General features: G+C 73.8%; 14 protein-coding genes and 1 pseudogene. 6 read left to right on the forward strand and 9 right to left on the reverse strand.

Translation table 11 applies throughout. The annotated features are described in order from the left end of the window. Positions 1 to 100: 100 nt before the first annotated feature. The 3 genes from ACZ6C6_RS33460 to ACZ6C6_RS33470 are packed head-to-tail and all read left to right on the forward strand — an operon-like array spanning position 101 to position 2,387. Positions 101 to 805: a glycosyltransferase family 2 protein gene (locus ACZ6C6_RS33460; RefSeq protein WP_469208412.1), complete on the forward strand. Its 705-nt coding sequence runs from the start codon at positions 101 to 103 to the stop codon at positions 803 to 805. After that, positions 802 to 1,470, forward strand: coding sequence for a TIGR04282 family arsenosugar biosynthesis glycosyltransferase (locus ACZ6C6_RS33465; RefSeq protein WP_469208413.1), 669 nt, complete (start codon positions 802 to 804; stop codon positions 1,468 to 1,470). The genes ACZ6C6_RS33460 and ACZ6C6_RS33465 overlap by 4 nt, the downstream gene beginning before the upstream one ends. Next, positions 1,467 to 2,387 (forward strand): class I SAM-dependent DNA methyltransferase, encoded by a 921-nt coding sequence (locus tag ACZ6C6_RS33470; RefSeq protein ID WP_469208415.1) that lies wholly within the window; start codon positions 1,467 to 1,469, stop codon positions 2,385 to 2,387. The genes ACZ6C6_RS33465 and ACZ6C6_RS33470 overlap by 4 nt, the downstream gene beginning before the upstream one ends. Before the next feature lie 325 nt (positions 2,388 to 2,712). Here the strand turns inward: ACZ6C6_RS33470 and ACZ6C6_RS33475 are convergent, their stop codons facing one another. Continuing rightward, positions 2,713 to 4,014 (reverse strand): molybdopterin-dependent oxidoreductase, encoded by a 1,302-nt coding sequence (locus ACZ6C6_RS33475; RefSeq protein ID WP_469208417.1) that lies wholly within the window; start codon positions 4,012 to 4,014, stop codon positions 2,713 to 2,715. A 165-nt stretch (positions 4,015 to 4,179) separates the two neighbouring features. On the opposite strand from ACZ6C6_RS33475, the gene ACZ6C6_RS33480 reads away from it, so the two are divergent. Further along, a complete protein-coding gene (locus ACZ6C6_RS33480; RefSeq protein WP_469208419.1) occupies positions 4,180 to 5,574 on the forward strand; it encodes a hypothetical protein in 1,395 nt (464 codons plus the stop codon). 12 nt (positions 5,575 to 5,586) lie between these two features. Here ACZ6C6_RS33480 and ACZ6C6_RS33485 read toward each other — a convergent pair whose 3' ends face one another. From ACZ6C6_RS33485 to ACZ6C6_RS33515, 7 genes and pseudogenes are all read right to left on the reverse strand, one after another. Continuing rightward, a complete protein-coding gene (locus ACZ6C6_RS33485; RefSeq protein ID WP_469208421.1) occupies positions 5,587 to 6,195 on the reverse strand; it encodes an endonuclease in 609 nt (202 codons plus the stop codon). A 19-nt stretch (positions 6,196 to 6,214) separates the two neighbouring features. Next, positions 6,215 to 6,565: pseudogene (ligD, locus tag ACZ6C6_RS33490) on the reverse strand (non-homologous end-joining DNA ligase LigD); the annotation flags it as partial. An 18-nt stretch (positions 6,566 to 6,583) separates the two neighbouring features. After that, a complete protein-coding gene (locus ACZ6C6_RS33495; RefSeq protein WP_469208423.1) occupies positions 6,584 to 7,588 on the reverse strand; it encodes an SDR family oxidoreductase in 1,005 nt (334 codons plus the stop codon). Next, the gene (locus ACZ6C6_RS33500; protein WP_469208425.1) at positions 7,585 to 9,375 is read right to left on the reverse strand and encodes a glycoside hydrolase family 15 protein; all 1,791 of its coding nucleotides are present in this window, start codon (positions 9,373 to 9,375) and stop codon (positions 7,585 to 7,587) included. The genes ACZ6C6_RS33495 and ACZ6C6_RS33500 overlap by 4 nt, the downstream gene beginning before the upstream one ends. A 25-nt stretch (positions 9,376 to 9,400) precedes the next feature. After that, the gene (locus ACZ6C6_RS33505; RefSeq protein WP_469208427.1) at positions 9,401 to 10,528 is read right to left on the reverse strand and encodes an enolase C-terminal domain-like protein; all 1,128 of its coding nucleotides are present in this window, start codon (positions 10,526 to 10,528) and stop codon (positions 9,401 to 9,403) included. Then, a complete protein-coding gene (locus ACZ6C6_RS33510; RefSeq protein WP_469208428.1) occupies positions 10,525 to 12,330 on the reverse strand; it encodes a thiamine pyrophosphate-requiring protein in 1,806 nt (601 codons plus the stop codon). Before ACZ6C6_RS33510 ends, ACZ6C6_RS33505 begins: the two co-directional genes overlap by 4 nt. An 11-nt stretch (positions 12,331 to 12,341) precedes the next feature. Then, positions 12,342 to 15,455, reverse strand: coding sequence for an FAD-binding and (Fe-S)-binding domain-containing protein (locus ACZ6C6_RS33515; protein WP_469208430.1), 3,114 nt, complete (start codon positions 15,453 to 15,455; stop codon positions 12,342 to 12,344). A 295-nt stretch (positions 15,456 to 15,750) separates the two neighbouring features. Between ACZ6C6_RS33515 and ACZ6C6_RS33520 the strand changes: the two genes are divergently transcribed. Beyond that, positions 15,751 to 16,077: a plasmid stabilization protein gene (locus ACZ6C6_RS33520; RefSeq protein WP_469208525.1), complete on the forward strand. Its 327-nt coding sequence runs from the start codon at positions 15,751 to 15,753 to the stop codon at positions 16,075 to 16,077. A gap of 84 nt (positions 16,078 to 16,161) precedes the next feature. Continuing rightward, positions 16,162 to 16,695, forward strand: a complete 534-nt coding sequence (locus ACZ6C6_RS33525; RefSeq protein ID WP_469208432.1) for a DUF6328 family protein — start codon at positions 16,162 to 16,164, stop codon at positions 16,693 to 16,695. A 13-nt stretch (positions 16,696 to 16,708) separates the two neighbouring features. Here ACZ6C6_RS33525 and ACZ6C6_RS33530 read toward each other — a convergent pair whose 3' ends face one another. Continuing rightward, complete coding sequence (locus ACZ6C6_RS33530) at positions 16,709 to 17,674, reverse strand: LLM class F420-dependent oxidoreductase (RefSeq protein ID WP_469208434.1); 966 nt, start codon at positions 17,672 to 17,674, stop codon at positions 16,709 to 16,711. Positions 17,675 to 17,789: the final 115 nt, after the last annotated feature.

The raw sequence follows: 17,789 nt of genomic DNA on the forward strand, positions 1-17,789 counted from the left end.
GCACGGCCGGAAACGCCGTCGGGCCGGTGGCGGGCGACGTCCACGTTTCGTAAGAATCCAAAGCCCGAAATGCCGGTTTTCGCTCCGTAGGGTGAGCCGGGTGATCCTTCCTTCCGATGACTCAGGCCCCCGCGCCGACATCGTCCTTCCCTGTCTTGACGAGGCCGCGGCCCTGCCCGGTGTGCTGGCCCGGGTGCCCCGGGGCTGGCGGGCGATCGTGGTGGACAACGGCTCGACCGACGGCTCCGCGGACGTGGCCCGCGCGCTGGGCGCGACCGTGGTGCACGAGCCCCGGCGCGGCTTCGGCTCCGCCTGTCATGCCGGGCTGCTCGCCAGTGAGGCGGAGTTCGTCTGCTTCTGCGACTGCGACGGCTCGCTGGACCCCGCGCTCCTCGCCGGCTTCGTACGCCGGGTGGCCGACGGCGAGTGCGATCTGCTGCTCGGGCGGCGGCGCCCCCGGGAGCGCGGCGCCTGGCCGCTGCACGCGCGGGCGGGCAATACGGCCCTGTCCCACATGCTGCGGCGCCGGACCGGGCTGCGGCTGCGCGATCTGGGCCCCCTGCGCGCCGGACGCCGCGCGGATCTGCTGGCGCTCGGGCTCACGGACCGGCGCAGCGGCTATCCGTTGCAGATGGTGGTGCGGGCGGCCGACGCGGGGCTGAAGGTGGCCGAGACGGACGTGCCGTACCTGGCCCGTACCGGAAAGTCGAAGGTCACCGGCACCTGGCTCGGCACCTGGCACGCCGTCCGCGACATGCGGGCCGTGCTGGCCGAGCCGCCGGTCCCGGCGGCGGTGCCGCGGTGAGCGCGGGAACGCCCGGACCCGGGCCGGCCGGCGCGACGACGGTGCTGGTCATCGCGAAGGAGCCGCTGCCCGGGCGGGTCAAGACCCGGCTCACCCCGCCCTTCTCCTCCGCCGAGGCCGCGCGCCTCGCACAGGCGTCACTCGCCGACACCCTGCACACCGTCCTGGCCCTGCCCGCCGCCCGGCGCGTCGTCGTCCTGGAGGGGGCGCCCGGGCCGTGGCTGCCGCCGGGCATCGAGGTCGTGAAGCAGGGGGCGGGCGGGCTGGACGAGCGGCTGGCCACCGCCTTCGGGGCGTGGACCGGACCGACCCTGCTGATCGGGATGGACACCCCGCAGATCACGGCGGCCGATCTGGCGCCCGCGCTGGGCCCCGGGGCCTGGGACGGGTGCGATGCGTGGTTCGGCCCGGCGGAGGACGGCGGGTTCTGGGCGCTGGGCTTGGCGGAGCCGGACCCGGGGCTGCTGCGCGGGGTGCCGATGTCCGTGCCGGAGACGGGTGCGGTGCAGCGGGCCCGGCTGACCGCCGCCGGGCTGACCGTGCGCGACCTGCCCCGGCTGCGGGACGTGGACACGGCGGCCGACGCGGCGGAGGTCGCCGCGCTCGCCCCGGACGGCCGGTTCGCCGCCGAGCTGGCCCGGACTCGCGGGACGGCCGTCCGATGAGCCGCGCCGACCAGGGGCGGAACGTGCTGGTCCACCCGCCCACGGACCTGGAAGCCGGGCGCCTGGGCGCGGAGCCCGGGCTCACGGACCCGGACGCCGGGCTCACGCCCCGCGCCACCGCGCCCCAGTCCGCGCCACCCCGGGCCCCCGGCCGTGCGGACACCGACGCGTGGGGCACCGACCCGTACGCCAACGCCCTGCGCAACGGGCGCGGACCGCTGTTCCTGCGCCGTACGGACGGCTGGCTGCTGCCGCTGGACGTGGAGCGCTGGTGCGCCGGGGCCGACGCGGCGGACCTGTCGGCGCTGCGCCGCTGCGAGGGGCCGGTCCTGGACGTCGGGTGCGGGCCCGGGCGGCTGGTCGCCGCACTGGCGGCGCGCGGACACCGCGCCCTCGGTATCGACGTCAGCGAGGCGGCCGTCGCCCGGACCGTCCGGCTCGGCGGGTACGCCCTGCGCCGGTCCGTCTTCGACCCGCTGCCCGGCGAGGGCCGCTGGGGCACCGTGCTGCTCGCCGACGGCAACATCGGCATCGGCGGCGACCCGGACCGGCTGCTGCGACGGGCGGCGGAGCTCCTCGCGCCCGGCGGCCTCCTCGTCGCCGAGACCGTGCCGCACGACCTGGACGAGCGGGTCCGGGTGCGGCTGGACGACGGGCGCGGACCGGACGGTGGCGCGGCGGACGGGCTCTTCCCGTGGGCGCGGCTCGGCTCCTCCGCCCTCCTTCGGTACGCCCGACCGCACGGGTTGCGGGCCGACGGTCAGTGGGAGGCGGACGGCCGCACCTTCGTCGCCCTGCGGCGGAGCCGGAAGGTCCGGACCGCGAACCAGAGCGCCGACAGCAGGAACAGCGCGGCCGTGGTCAGCAGCCAGTTCCCCAGGAACACGTCGGGGGACAGCCCGCTCGCCGGCTCGTAGCGCTTCGGCCGCGTGATGAGCGGGAACCACACGAGGAGCAGCAGCCCCGACAGGAAGGCCGGCACCCGCACGTAGTTGACGGAGGCCGGCCGCCGCCGTCCGAGGGCCCTGCGCAGCACCAGGTCCACCGAGGCGTACAGCGGAACGAGCACCAGGTCGTGGACGAGGGCCGCGCCCACGAACCACAGGGTGACGCCGAGCCAGTCGCCGGCGAGCAGGCGCACGCCCGCGTATCCGGCCAGTGCGAAGGAGGCGGCCAGGAGTACGAGGTGCAGCGGCCCCGCTCCGTAGCGGCGGCGCAGGAGGGCCCGGGGGCCGGTGTTGTTCACAGTGCTCCGAAGGTCAGCCGGGCCACCCATTTGGTGTTGAGCACCCCGGGGGCGGCGGGGACGATGATCCGGGCCGGGTACCCGTGGTCCGGCGACAGGTCCTCGCCGTTGACCTGGAGCGCCAGCAGCGAGCGCGGGTCGCGCACCTGGTTGTCCCGGAGCGCGGCCCGGCGGAAGGGGCCGCTGCGCTGAAGGGATTCCACCAGCACCCCGGGCGGCCGGTCCGGGTAGCCGGCGAGGGCCGCGAGGTCGCTCAGCCGTACGCCCCGCCACCACTGGTCCGAGGTGGACCAGCCCTCCACGCAGGCGATGGGCAGGGCCGCGCTGTGCTGTTCCATGGCCAGCAGCTGTTCCCGGCTGAGCCGCAGGTCGCCGGCCGGGCCGCTGACGGTGAGCCACCAGCCCTCGCCGGTGTCGGCGGTGGTGATCCCGACGGCCGCGGCGGTCTTGTTGATCTGGAAGCCGTTCGGGCCGGACCCCGGTTCGGCGGCGCCGCGCGGGGTGAGGACGGCGAGGCGGCGCAGCGGCCCGTCGAAGCTCCGGCCGGCCGAGGTGACCAGCAGGAGCAGCGAGCCCGCGCCCACCATGGCGAGGGCGCCGCGCCGGGACAGGGTCGGCGGGGCCGGGGCGGGTGATTCCAGCGCGTCGCCGGGGACCGGCCCGTTCAGTCCGCCTGTCCGCAGCACCCGTACGGCCTGCGGTGTGCGGAGTCCGGCGTGGGCGAGGAAGGCGGCGAAGAAGACCCACGCCCCGTAGAAGTGCAGCGGGTAGAAGGAGCCGGGGAACAGGTACTCCAGCTGGATGTTGAGCAGTCCGGTCACGAACTCGAAGAGCGCCCCGCCCACCAGCAGGAGCAGCGAGATCCGCTCCAGCGCGTGCGCGAGGGACCGGGCCGGCGGCAGGGCGAAGAGCCTGGGCACCACGGACCAGAGCTTGGCCAGCAGCACGGGGACGAGGACGATGCCGACGGTGACGTGGAGTCCCTGGGTCAGCCGGTAGAGCCAGTGCGGCGAGGTGGGCCAGGGGAAGAGGTAGAAGCCGAGCAGCCCCTTGTCCGGCGTCTTGTCGTTGACCGGGGCGAGATCCGGGTTGTACGCGGCGTACGACAGCAGGCCGGTCACGAAGAGCAGCGTGATCCCGGCGAGCAGGACCAGCCCGAGCACGGCGGTGAACGGCACCCCGCGCACGGGGCTGCGCCAGAAGCCGGGTGCCGACGGCAGCCGTTCGAGGAGCGCGGCGGCGCGGGGCCGGGAAGAGGTCGTGGAGGGTGTCGGAGCGTTCCGACGGCTGTCGCCCATGGGCCCGACGCTATGCCCGTGGCCTGCGCGACCGGCGCGTACGACTCCTGACGAAACGGTGACATCACCCCGGCGAACGTACGGCGGCGGCCATGAATCTGACGGTTGTGTGACGCGCCCGGCCGGTACCCGCCTTCGTGGTGTCCCGGTGCGTACGGTGCCTGCGTGAAGACCGAGGACCGTATCGAGCCCCGCACCGAGCGGGCCACCGCCCGGAGCTCCGGACAGCGCTGGGACCTCGTGGCCGCCGGGGCGGGCGTCGTGCTCGTGGTGGCCGCCGCCCTGGGCGGGCGGGCCATCGAGGACTACGCGCGGACGCTGTACGTGCACTGGCCGCCGCTCCTCGCGTCCTGGTACCCGCACACGGGCCCGGGGACGGTGGCCGCTCCGGCCGTGGCCGCCGCCGTCATCGCGTACGGGCCGCTGCTCGCCCGTCGCCTGCGCTGGCGGGCCCTGCTCCTGGCGGTCTACGCCGGCTCGCTGGCGTGGATCTTCTCGCTCGCCCTGATCGACGGCTGGGGCCGCGGGATCGCCGAGCGGCTGACCACCAAGCACGAGTACCTGCGGGTCATCGACCGCTTCGAGGACATCGGCGCCGCGCTGCGCACGTTCGACGCGCACATCCTGCTCGACGCGCCGGACAACTGGCCCGCCCATGTCGCCGGTCATCCGCCGGGCGCCACGCTCACTTTCGTGCTCCTGGACCGGGCCGGTCTCGGCGGCGGCGCCTGGGCCGGCGTCTGGTGCATCCTCACCGGCGCGTCCGCCCTGCTCGCCGTGCTGGTCACGGTGCGGGCCCTGGCCGGTGAGGACATCGCCCGGCGGGCGGCGCCGTTCCTCGTCCTGGCCCCGGTCGCGGTCTGGGCCGGGACCTCGGCGGACGGCTACTTCGCGGCGGTGGCCGCCTGGTCCGTCGCCCTGCTGGCGCTGGCGGCGACGCGCACGGTGCGCGCTCCGGGGGTCGCCGCGCTGGGCGCGGGACTCCTCTACGGCTGGGTCTGCTACCTGAGTTACGGGCTGACGCTGATCGCGCTGCTGCTCCTGGCCGTTCCAGTCCTCGCCCGCACCCTGCGGCCGCTGCCCCTCGCGCTGCTCGGGGCCCTGGTGGCGCCGGTCGCCTTCACGGCGGCGGGTTTCAACTGGTGGGAGGCGTACCACGTCCTCGTGGAGCGCTACCACCAGGGTGCGGGCGGGTTCCGGCCGTACGGGTACTGGGTGTGGGCGAACCTGGCGTGCACCGTGATCGCGGTGGGCCCGGCGACGGTCGCGGGGCTCCGCCGCACCTTCGCCGGTGCGCCGGGTGCCGTGCGCGGGCTGCGCGGCGGGGAGGCGAGCGCGACGGACCGGCTGGTTCCGCTGGTGCTGGTGGCGCTGCTCCTGCTGCTGGCGGCCGATCTGTCGGGCATGAGCAAGGCGGAGACCGAACGGATCTGGCAGCCGTTCATGGTCTGGCTGCTCCCTGCGGCGGCCCTGCTGCCCGACCGGGGACGAAGAGGCTGGCTCGCCACCCAGGCGGTGGTGGCCCTCGCCGTCAACCACCTTCTCTGGACGGGCTGGTGACGTCGGGTCCGGTCAGTCGAGCCCGGACCGGACCAGGGCGGCGGCCAGCCGGGGCAGATCCTCGTCGGCGACGAGACCGGCCAGCTTCTCCGGATCGCGCGGCAGCCCGAGCCCTTCGGCAGCGTCCTGGGCGCGCTTGTCGAAGGCGGGGCGCAGCTCGGGCCACAGCCCCTGGGCCTCGCGGCTGAAGATGTCGGCGCCCACGGGGCCGATCCGGGGGAACTCCGTGAGCAGTTCGCGGAGTTTCGCCGGGTCGCCGCCGGCTTCCTCGCGGAGTTTTCGCAGGTCGCCGCGGTACCGGTCGAGGACGAGTCGGGCGCCCTCGCCGAGCGCGGTGGCGGTGCTCTCGTCGTAGCGCCGGTAGTGCGCGCGGACCAGGGCGTCCACGCGGTCCTGCCAGGACGCCTCCACCATGGCGCGCGGGGTGCGCAGCCCCGCGGCGAAGAGTTCCCGGGCGGCGGCCACCGCCATGCCGGCCTTGATGGGGACCGAGAACAGGGCGCACAGGGTCAGCAGCTGGTACAGCGGCATGGGCGTGTCGCGGAGCCGGATGCCGGCTTCGTCGGCGTAGGTCTGCCCGTGCTCGTCCAGCAGGTTCCGCACGGTCGTGGCTCTGGACATGGTCGTTCTCCGTTCGGTGCTACGCGTTCGGCGCGTCGAGCAGGGTCCGGGCCCGGCGGAGGGAGCGGGGCCGTGGGGGGTGGTGCCAGGGGTTCCGGTCCGCGAGCTCCTCGGCGTCGCGCAGGGTCCAGCGACGGGCGTCGAGCGCCGGGTCGTCGACGTCCTCCCAGGCCAGCGGCGCGGCGACGGGGGCTTTGGGGCGGGCCCGGACCGCGTAGGGCGTGACGGCGGTCTGGGCGTACGCGTTGCGCTGGACGTCCAGGTAGAGGCGGCCGCCGCGGGCCTGCTTGCGGGCCTCGGTGGTGAAGCGGTCGGGGTGCCGGGTAACGAGCACGTCGGCGACCGCGCGGGCGAACGCCCGTACCGCGTCCGGTGTGCCGTCACATGCTCACCGGCCCCGGACCGCACGCCTGCCGAGGGCCGTGGCGCCCCAGGCGGCCCCCGCCGCCATCACCGCGGCGAGTGCGCGGTGCCGGAGGGCCCACAGCTGCGGATCGCGGGTGTGGGACTCCTGGTCGAAGGTGCCGTGCGCGCCGTGGTCGGTACTGTCGTCCTCCGGCTGCCACAGGTTGTTCTCGCGGGTGGTGTCGGAGGCGCCGCCGGACTGCTGGGAGTCGAAGCCGGTCCGTGCGAGGTAACGGTCGAGGAGGCCCGCCGCGAACTTGTTGGCGACGACGGTGGCGACGGTGCTGGAGCCCACGTAGTACTGCTTGCGGCCGGGGTGGTCGGCGGCGTACAGCACGGCTTCTGCGGCGACCTCCGGCTGGTAGATCGGCGGTACGGGCTGCGGATTGCCACGCACGCGGGAGAGGACCCAGGAGAACTGCGGGGTGTTGACGGCGGGCATCTGGACCACGGTCACCCGGATGCCGCTGCCCTGGTGCATGAGCTCGGTGCGCAGGGAGGAGGTGAAGCCGTTGATGGCGTGCTTGGCCCCGCAGTATGCCGACTGGAGCGGGATGGACCGCTCGCCGAGCGCCGAGCCGACCTGGATGATCGTTCCGGCGTCGCGCGGGGTCATGTGCGTGAGGGCGGCCCTGGTGCCGTTGACGAAGCCGAGGTACGTGACCTGGGTGACCCGCTCGTATTCCTCCGGTTCGATCTCGGTGAAGGGCGCGAAGACCGAGGTGAAGCCGCAGTTGACCCAGACGTCGATCCGGCCGAAGGCGTGCACGGCCTCGGCCGCCGCGGCCTCGACCGCGCGGTGGTCGGCCACGTCCACGGGAACGGCCAGCGCACGCCCCCCGGCCGCCTCGACCTCGCGGGCGGCCGCGTCGAGTCCGGCCCGGCCCCGGGCGAGCAGGGCCACGTCGGCCCCGCGCGCCCCGAAGGCCCGGGCCACCGCCCGGCCGATTCCGGCGCTCGCTCCTGTGATGACGACGCTCTGGCTCACGGTGCTTCTCCTTCGGTGGGGGGCGGTGCGGCGAGGCGGACGGAGGTTTCGAGCAGCAGCGCGTGGACGAACGCCTGCGGGAGGTTGCCGCGCAGCTGCCGCTGGCCGATGTCGTACTCCTCGGTGAACAGACCCGGCGGCCCGCACGCCGCCCGGTTGCGTTCGAACCAGCGCACGGCCTCCCGCTCGTTGCCCTGCTGGTGCTCGGCGAGCGACATCAGGTAGCCGCACAGCAGGAACGCTCCCTCGGCCTCGGCCAGCGGGCGTTCGTCGTGCCGGAAGCGGTACGCGTAGTGGTCGTGGGTCAGCTCGGCGCGGTAGGCGTCGAGGGTGCGGACGGTCCGGGGGTCGCGGGCGCCGACTCCGCCCCGGATCGCGGGCATCAGCAGGGCCGCGTCGAGTCCGGGATCGTCGGGCGCGCGCTGCCAGCGCCCGGTGGGGTGGGTGCTGGTGGCCGCCGTCCGGGCGAGGAGCGTGTCGGCCAGCCCGGCCCAGGAGGCCGCCTGCGCACAGGGGACGTCGGCGGCCATGGCGCGCAGGCCCGCCGCGCAGATGAGCCTGCTGTGCGTCCAGGCCCGGTCGTCCAGCTCCCAGATGCCGGCGTCCGGCTCGTGGTGGCGCCGTTCGATGGCCGCGACCGCGATGTCCGCGGCGCGACGCCCGTCCGGGCCGAGCCGCCCGGTCCGGGCCGCGGCGGCGAACAGGAGCAGCGCCTCGCCGAACGCGTCGAGCTGGAACTGCCCGTTGACGTGGTTGCCGATCCGGTCGCCGCCGCCCGGATAGCCGGGGAGGGGCAGAGCCTCCTGGTCCGGCACGGGCGCGCCGGTGACGGTGTAGGCCGGGGCGAGTCGGGGACCGTCCTCGTGGAGGCGGGCGGCGACGAAGCGGACGGCGTCGTCGGTCAGCCGGTGCGCACCGGCCGCCGCCGCGGCCTGCCCGGCGTAGCACTGGTCGCGGATCCAGACGTACCGGTAGTCGTAGTTGCGGCCTGCCTCGGCGCGTTCGGGGAGGCTCGTGGTGGCGGCGGCGACCATGCCGCCGGAGGCGCTGGTGAGGCCGCGCAGCACGGTGTGGGCGTGGCGTGCGTCGTCGGGGGCGAGGCAGTCGGGCAGCGGCTCGGCGGCACGGGCCCAGGCGTCCTGGGTGGCGTGCCAGGCCCGGTCCGGGTCCACCGGCCCGGCGAGCCGTTCGGCGTCCTCGGACAGTTCGAGGACGAGGTCGTGGTGGCCGCCCGCCGGTACGGTCAGTTCCGCCGCCAGGCCCGTGCGGTGGCCGTCGCGGACGGGGCGTGCCGCTTCGGCGCCGGTCCACCGCCAGTGCAGGGGGCCGGTGTGCCCGGTCCACACCCCGGACCGCGCGCGCCGTACGTCCCGCGACCGGTGCGTGCCGAAGTCCGCGTGCGGTTCGAGGCGTACGGTGACCCGGGCGTCGCCCTCCACCGCGTGGATGCGGCGCAGGAGGACGGCGCGTCGCGGGTCGCCGGGGAACGCCAGGGCCTCGCGGCACTCGATGACCCCGCCGGTGGTGACCCAGCGGTTGCGCCAGATCAGCGTCCCGGCCTCGTAGAAACCGCCCCATGCGAAGCGCTCGGTGGGCGTGACGGTGTAGTGGCCGGGGCCGCCGATGAGGGCGGCGAAGACGGCGCCGGAGTCCCAGCGCGGCGCGCACAGCCAGGCGATGTCGCCCTGGGGGCCGATGAGCGCGCCGCGCTCCCCGTCGGCGATCAGGGCGTACTCGCGCAGTACGTGGGGCGGCGGGTTGTCGTGCGGTGGGGCCGGGCGGGTCATGCGCCTCCTCGTGGGGTCCGGGCGGTCACCGGACGCGGTGGGGTTCCGCGGCCCGGGTGCGGAATTCCAGGCCGTGGCCGGGGGCTCCGGAGGCTCCGGGGCGTACGGTGCCGCCCGCCGGGTCGAGCGTCCCGTCGAAGAACAGCTCCTCGATGCGGACGTGGTCGTGGAACCACTCCAGGTGGCGGAGGTTCGGCACGGTCGCCGCGGCGTGGGCGTGGACGTGCGGGGCGCAGTGCCCGGAGAGGCCGAGACCGGCGGCCTCGGCGAGCGCGGCGGCGCGGAGCCAGACGGTGATGCCGCCGCAGCGGGTGACGTCCGCCTGGAGGCAGTCCACGGATCCGGCGGTGATCAGCTGCCAGAAGTACGGCAGTGCGTAACCGTACTCACCGGCCGTCACATCGGCCGTCGTGGCCGCCCTGATCCGGGCGAGCCCGGCGGGGTCGTCCGAGGAGACGGGCTCCTCGTACCAGGTCACGCCGTACTCCTCGAAGCAACGCGCCACGCGGACGGCCTGTTTGCGGGTGTAGGCCCCGTTGGCGTCGACGTACAGCTCGGTGCCGTCCCCGACGCTGCGGCGGGCCTTCGCGATCCGGTCCAGGTCGCGCGCCTCCTCGCGCCCCCAGGACTCCCCGATCTTGATCTTGACGCGGGGGATGCCCCGGGCCTCCGCCCAGCCGCGCAGCTGCCGGTCCTGCTGCGCGTCGTCGTACGGGGTGAAACCGCCGCTGCCGTAGACGGGGACCTCGTGGGCGGTGGCACCGAGGAGCCGGGTCAGGGGCAGGTCCAGGAGGCGGGCCTTCAGGTCCCAGAGGGCGATGTCCACGGCGGACAGTGCCTGGGCGACGAGACCGGGACGCCCGGCGTTGCGGACGGCCCGGCTCATGGCCTCGTTGGCGGCGGGCACGTCCCAGGCGCTGCGGCCCGTGACGACCCCGGCGAGCAGCTGGTCGACGGCCGCGGCGGTGGCGGGCGCCCCGTAGGTGTAGCCGAGGCCGCTCGTCGGGCCCGCGCCCACCCGGACCAGGACGAGCGTGGTCTCGTCCCAGGTCAGGGTGCCGTCGCCCTCGGGGGCGTCGGTGGGCACGGTGTAGGCGGCGGTCTCCACCCGGTCGATCAGGGGGGCGTCCGCGCCGCCGGGGCGGGGGGTCACTTGTCCGACGGCCCGTCGTGGTGGCCGGGCAGCATCTCCTGGACCTTGGCCTTGAAGCCCTGTCGCACCATGCCGGCACGGTCGCTGTCGCCCTTGACGATGGCGGACGCGGCGGCCTCGATCTGGTCCAGGCCGGCGTGCGGCGGGATCGGCGGAACGGCCGGGTCGGTCCGGAAGTCGATGACGAACGGCCGGTCGCAGGCGAGGGCCCGGTGCCAGGCGTCCTCGACCTGGTCGGGCTTCTCGACGCGTACGCCGTCCAGGCCGACCGAGCGGGCGAAGTCGGCGTAGCGCACGTCGGGCAGGGACTGGGAGGGCAGGAACTGCGGGGCGCCGGACATGGCGCGCATCTCCCACGTGACCTGGTTCAGGTCCTCGTTGTTGAGGACGGCGACGACCAGACGCGGGTCGTCCCACTCGCGCCAGTACTTGGCGACGGTGATGAGCTCCGCCATGCCGTTCATCTGCATCGCCCCGTCGCCCACGATCGCGATGGCGGGCCTATCCGGGTGGGCGAACTTGGCGCCGATGACATAGGGCACACCGGGGCCCATGGTGGCGAGCGTGCCGGAGAGGGAGCCGCGCATGTTGCCCCGGAAGCGCAGGTGCCGGGCGTACCAGTTGGCGGCGGACCCGGAGTCGGCGGCCACGACGGCGTCGTCCGGCAGGAGGGCGTCGAGCGCGTGCACGACGTACTCGGGGTTGACGGGGTCGGCCTCGACCTTGGCGCGGCGCCGCATGACCTCCCACCACTTGGCGGTGTCCTTCTCGATCTTCTTGCGCCAGGAGCCGTGCTTCTTGCGCTTGAGGCGCGGCAGCAGGGCGTCGAGGGTGGCACGGGCGTCACCGATCAAGTTGACCTCGAAGGGGTAGCGCAGACCGATCATGAAGGGGTCGATGTCGATCTGGACCGCACGCGCCTGGTCGAGTTCGGGCAGGAACTGGGTGTACGGGAAACTGGAGCCGATCACGAGCAGGGTGTCGCACTCCTGCATCAGCTCGTAGCTGGGCCGGGTGCCGAGCAGCCCGATGGACCCGGTGACGTAGGGCAGGTCGTCGGGGAGGACGTCCTTGCCGAGCAGTGCCTTGGCGACGCCCGCGCCCAGCACCTCGGCCAGCCGCTCGACCTCGGCGCGTGCGCCCCGCGCGCCCTGCCCGATCAGGATGGCCACCTTCTCGCCCGCGTTCAGCACCTCGGCGGCCCGGGCGATGTCGTCCTCGGCGGGGACGGGCGCGTAGCTGCTCGCACCGAGGCTGGAGGGCACCATCTTGAACGCGTGGGTGGGCGGCGAGTAATCCAGTTCCTGGACGTCGGCCGGGATGATGACGGCGGTCACGGTGCGCTTGGCGTACGCGGTGCGCATGGCGCGGTCGATGACGTTGGGCAGCTGTTCGGGGACGGTGACCATCTCGCAGAACTCGGAGGCGACGTCCTTGTAGAGGCTGAGCAGGTCCACCTCCTGCTGGTAGGAGCCGCCCATGGCACTGCGGTTGGTCTGGCCGACGATCGCGACGACGGGTACGTGGTCCAGTTTGGCGTCGTACAGGCCGTTGAGCAGGTGGATCGCCCCGGGGCCCGAAGTGGCCGCGCAGACGCCGGCCCTGCCGGAGAACTTGGCGTAGCCGACGGCCTGGAAGGCGGCCATCTCCTCGTGCCGGGCCTGGACGAACTTGGGCTTGTTCTCCGCCCTCCCCCAGGCGGCGAGCAGTCCGTTGATCCCGTCGCCGGCGTAGGCGAAGACGTGGTCTACGTCCCATTCGCGCAGGCGCTGAAGGACGTAGTCGGAGACCTTGGTCGCCATGGTTTCCTCTCCTATCGGTGGTGCGGGGTGGACCGGTTCCGGCGCAGGACGGCGTACGCGGCCGTGCCGAGCGCGGTCAGTGCGGTGAGCGCGGCGCCCGTCACCAGCCGGCTCGCGACCGGGGCCGGGCGGTCGGGGCGGGCGGTGGCCTTCTCGGGGTGGTCGGCGGGCAGCGGCCCGTCGAGGCCGAGCGCGAGCGCTTCGGCCAGGTGCATGGCGAGGCGGCCCGTCCCGCCCTGCTCGATCTGCGTACGGCAGCTGAATCCGTCGGCGACGACCAGGGCATCGGGCGCGGCACCCCGGACGGCGGGCAGGACGCCCTGTTCGCCGATGTCCATGGACAGGCCGTAGTGGCCTCGTTCGAAGCCGAAGTTGCCGGCGAGGCCGCAGCAGCCCTCGTCCAGGACCTCGGCGTCGAGCCCGGCACGCCGCATGAGCTCGCGGTCGGCGTCGAACTTGGTGACGGCGTGCTGGTGGCAGTGCGTCTGCACGGTGGCCCGCCGGGTCAGGACGGGCGGCCGCCAGTCGTCGGGTGCGTCGTTGACCAGGAGTTCGGCGAAGGTGCGGAACTGCCCGGCGAGGCGCTGGATGTCCTGGTCGTGCGGCATCAGCTCCGGCGCGTCGGACCGGAAGACGGCCGTGCAGGACGGTTCCAGGCCGACGATCGGGGTGCCTGCCTCGATCCACGGCCGCAGCACCTCGGCGGTCCGGCGCAGCACCTTCTTGGCGGTGGCGGGCTGCCCGGTGGAGATCCAGGTGAGCCCGCAGCACACGGCCTGTTCGGGGACGGCGACCCGGAAACCCGCGTCCTCCAGCACCCGGACCGCCGACCGGGCGATGCCGGGGTGGAAGGAGGAGGTGAAGGTGTCCGGCCACAGCACCACGGTCCGGGCGTCCGCCGGGTCGGGCTCCGGCAGTCCGCGCGCCCGCCACCACTGGACGAACGACTCCTCGGCGAACGCGGGCGGCTGCCGCTCGTCGGCGACTCCGGCGACCCGCTTGGCCAGGCGTCGGAGCCCCGGGGCGTCGAGCGCGGCGTTGACCAGGCGGGGTGCGATGCGGGAGAGCCGGGCCCACAGGGGCAGCCAGCCCAGCGAGTAGTGGGCGGTGGGTCGCAGCCGGCCCGCGTAGTGGTGGGCCAGGAATTCGGACTTGTACGTGGCCATGTCGACGCCCACCGGGCAGTCGGACTTGCAGCCCTTGCAGGCGAGGCAGAGGTCGAGCGCGTCGCGGACCTCGGTGGAGCGCCAGCCGTCGGTGACGGGCGTGTCCTGGTGCCCGCCCAGCATCTCGAAGAGCAGCCGGGCCCGCCCCCGGGTGGAGTGCTCCTCCTCACCGGTCGCCCGGTAGGAGGGGCACATCACGCCGCCGCTGTGGGAGCGGCAGTTGCCGATGCCGACGCAGCGCATCACGGCCCGGTTGAAGGAGCCCTCGTCGTCCGGGTAGTGGAAGTGGCTCTCGTCGTTCGCGGGCCGCCAGTCCGGGCCGAGCCGCAGATTCTCGTCGGTGCGGTACGGGTCGGTGACCTTGCCGGGGTTCATCCGGTTGTCCGGGTCGAGGAGCGCCTTGACCTCGCCGAACGCGGCGACGAGCCGTTCACCGTACATCCGGGGCAGCAGTTCGCCGCGCGACTGCCCGTCCCCGTGCTCGCCGGAGAGCGAGCCGCCGTACGAGACGACGAGGTCGGCGGCCCGGAACAAGAACTCGCGGAAGGAGGCGACGCCCTCCGCGGTCTTGAGCCCGAAGGGGATGCGGGTGTGCACGCAGCCCTGCCCGAAGTGGCCGTAGAGAGAGGGGTGGTCGTAGTCGAACTCCGCGAAGAGCTTCTTCAGGTCGCGCAGGTAGTCGCCGAGCCGTTCGGGCGGGACGGCGGAGTCCTCCCAGCCCTCCCAGGTCTCGCGTCCGTCCGGCGGCCGGGCCGTCACGCCGAGCCCGGCCTCCCTGGCCTTGAGCATCCGGCGCTCGCGCGGCGGGTCGTCGGAGAAGGTCACCGCGGGGTCGTCCTCGTCGCGGCCGAGCGCCTTCAGCAGGTCGTGCGCCTGCCGGTCCACGTCCTCCTGGGTGTCCCCGCTGAACTGGAGCAGCAACCAGGTGTCCCCCTCCGGGAAGGTGTCCAGGGAGGCGACGTGGCTGTCCTCCTCGCGCATGAGCTGCGCCATCCGGCCGTCCAGCGCCTCCATCTGGGTCGGGGAGCTGTGTTCCAGCAGGCGCGGCACGTCGTCGGCCGCCGCGCAGATGTCGGGGTAACCGAGGACGAGCATCGCCTCGTGGGGCGGGACGGGGACCAGGTCGAGCTCGGCGCGCAGGACGGTGACGAGGGTGCCCTCGCTGCCGACGAGGGCACGCGCCAGGTCGAAGCCCTTCTCCGGCAGCAGCGAGTCGAGGTTGTAGCCGGAGACCCGGCGCGGGATGGCGGGGAAGCCCTGGCGGACGTCGGCCAGATGCGTGTCGATGATCCGGCGCAGCCCCTGGTACACCTCGGCGCGGCGACCGCCCGCTGCGACGATCTCCGCGAACTCCTCGTCGGAGGTGGGCCCCACCCAGCAGCGCAGTCCGTCGTAGGTCAGGATCTCCAGCCGTCGCACGTTGTCGACGGTCTTGCCGTACGCCTGCGCGGACGCGCCGCAGGAGTTGTTGCCGATCATTCCGCCCAGCGAGCAGTGGCTGTGCGTCGAGGGTTTCGGGCCGAACCGCAGGCCCCGGCCCGCCAGCTGCCGGTTCAGTTCGTCCAGCACGATGCCGGGCTCCACCACGCAGGTGCGGGCGGCCTCGTCCACGGAGACCAGGCTGTGGCAGTACTTCGTCCAGTCGATGACGACGGCGGCGTTGGTGCACTGCCCGGCGAGGCTGGTCCCGCCGCCCCTCGACAGCACCGGCACGCCGTGCCGGGCGCAGACGGCGACCGCTTCGGCGCCCGCGTCCACCGTGCGGGGGACGACGACACCGATGGGCACTTGCCGGTAGTTGGAGCCGTCGGTCGCGTAGGCGCCCCTGCTGCCCGCGTCGAAGCGGATCTCGCCGTCGACGCGCCGTTCCAGCTCGCGGCGGAGGGCCCTCGGGCTCGGCGCCGGGTCCGTTCCCGTGCCGTGCTGCCCGCCCGCCGGGGCGTTCCCTCCCGTGACCATCCGCTGCTCCTCCTCATCGTCGTCCGGCGTGGGCCCGGGTGGCCGGGCCCCGCAGAGACCCCGGTACCCGAAGTCGGCGGGTTCACTGGTAGGCGTCGCGGCGACTGACCCCGATCAGCCCTGCGGAACCGGTCGGCCGGGCGTACGGGCCGCGCGTGGCGTCACCCGAGCGCGCGGCCCGGTGGGCGGGTCCGTGGCGGCGGTGCCATGTTTCGGACGTGGCCTCCCGGCAACCCGGGTGGTGACCCCGGACCGGGCCCGAGTGGCCGAGGACGACAGCGAGGAGGACGACGTCATGCCGGCAGGATCGAGCCCCAAGCGGGAGCGGCAGTACGAGCACGTCAAGGAGAGCGCCGAGAAGCGCGGCACCTCCGAGAAGCGTGCCAAGGAGATCGCCGCCCGCACGGTGAACAAGGAGCGTGCCCGCTCCGGCGAGTCGAAGACGGCGAGCAGGACGTCCACGCGCGACCCCAAGTCGGCCTCGCAGCGCGGCGGCGAGCGCTCGCACAGGGGGGCGCAGGGCCGCACGAAGGACCAGCTGTACGAAGAGGCGAAGAAGAAGAACATCGAGGGCCGCTCCACGATGAACAAGGAGCAGCTGCTGAAGGCCGTCAGCCGCTGAATCAACGAGGTGCGGCCGAAACCTTTGTGCGCGGGCCGGGCGGCCCGCGCACAAAGGTTTCGGCACGAGGGAGGGACACCGCGCATGGACCACGGACGAGCGGGCCGGGACGGCCGCGAGGACGACCGCCGGGGGCGTGACGAGACGACCGAGGAGCGGGCGGACCGCCGGTGGACGGAACTGCTCCAGGAGCTGCGGGTGGCGCAGACCGGGGTGCAGATCCTCTTCGGCTTCCTGCTCGCGGTCGTCTTCCAGCCGCGCTTCACCACGCTCTCGGAAACCGACAGGACTATCTACGTCGTCACGGTGCTCCTGGGCTCCGCCACGGCGGCCGCACTGATCGGGCCCGTCAGCTACCACCGGCTGCTGACCGGCCGCCATCTGAAGCCGGAAACGGTGGTGTGGGCGTCGCGGCTCACCGTGCTCGGGCTCGTGCTGCTGTTCTGCACGATGTGTTCGGCGCTGCTGCTCATCATGCGGGTGGCGCTGCACAACACGCTCGCCCTGTGGCTGGTGGGCGGAATGGCACTCTGGTCGTTCATCTGCTGGTTCGTCTTCCCGGCCTGGGCGATGGCCCGCTCGTCCAACGGGCGCGACCGCTCCGGGCACGGGAAGTGACCCCGTACGCACGTCACATGGCGCGCAGCGCGGGGAGCAGCTTCTCCTCGGCCCAGTCGATGAACGGCTTCTGGTGGTCTCCGCCGATCTGTACGAGGGCCACCTCGGTGAACCCCGCCTCGGCGAAGGGGCGCACCGCTTCCACGAACTGCCCGACGTCGTCGCCGCAGGGGACCGCCTCGGCGACGTCGTCCGGCCGGACGTACTGCGTGGCCTGGTCGAATGCGGAGGGGCCGGGCAGCTCCGAGTTGACCTTCCAGCCGCCGACGGACCAGCGGAACTGGTCGTGGGCCCGCTTCACCGCCGCGTCGCGGTCGGGGTCGTAGCAGACGGGCAACTGGCCGACCCGGGGCTTCCCGCCGCCGCCGTGCCGGTCGAAGTCGGTGAGCAGCTCTTCCTTGGGCTCGGTGGCGATCACCAGGTCGGCGAGCCGGCCCGCGATCTCGCACGACCGGTCGCCGGAGACGGCGACACCGAGGGGCACGGCCACGTCGGGCACGTCCCACAGCTTGGCGTTCTCCACGTCGAAGTGGGGACCATGGTGGTTGACGTAGCCTCCGGCGAGGAGCGCCTTGATGATCTCCACCGCCTCTTCGAGCTTGTCGAGCCGCACCCGGGCGTCCGGCCAGCCGCCGCCGACGACGTGTTCGTTCAGGCTCTCGCCGGAGCCGAGCCCGAGCCGGAACCGCCCCTCGGAGAGCAGTTGCAGCGTCGCGGCCTTCTGCGCCACGACGGCCGGGTGGTAGCGGGTGGTCGGGCAGGTCACGTACGTCATCAGCGGGATGCGGGTGGTGGCCTGCGCGGCGGCGCCCAGCACGCTCCAGGCGTACGGGGCGTGGCCCTGGGACTTCAGCCAGGGGAAGTAGTGGTCGGAGGTCACGGAGAAGTCGAAGCCGGCCTGCTCGGCCGCCACCACGTCCTCCACGAGGGCCCGCGGTCCCGACTGCTCGGTCATCATCGTGTATCCGAATTGCACCATATCTACCGGGTTGCCCATCCCCGGCGGTCGAAACGTCCCGGCTTCCGGATCGTGTTTCCCCGGGGCCGGACGCGGAACCCGTAAGGACGACGCCCGCACATCCGCGTACACCGAG

The organism is Streptomyces sp. NPDC041814, from assembly GCF_055590565.1.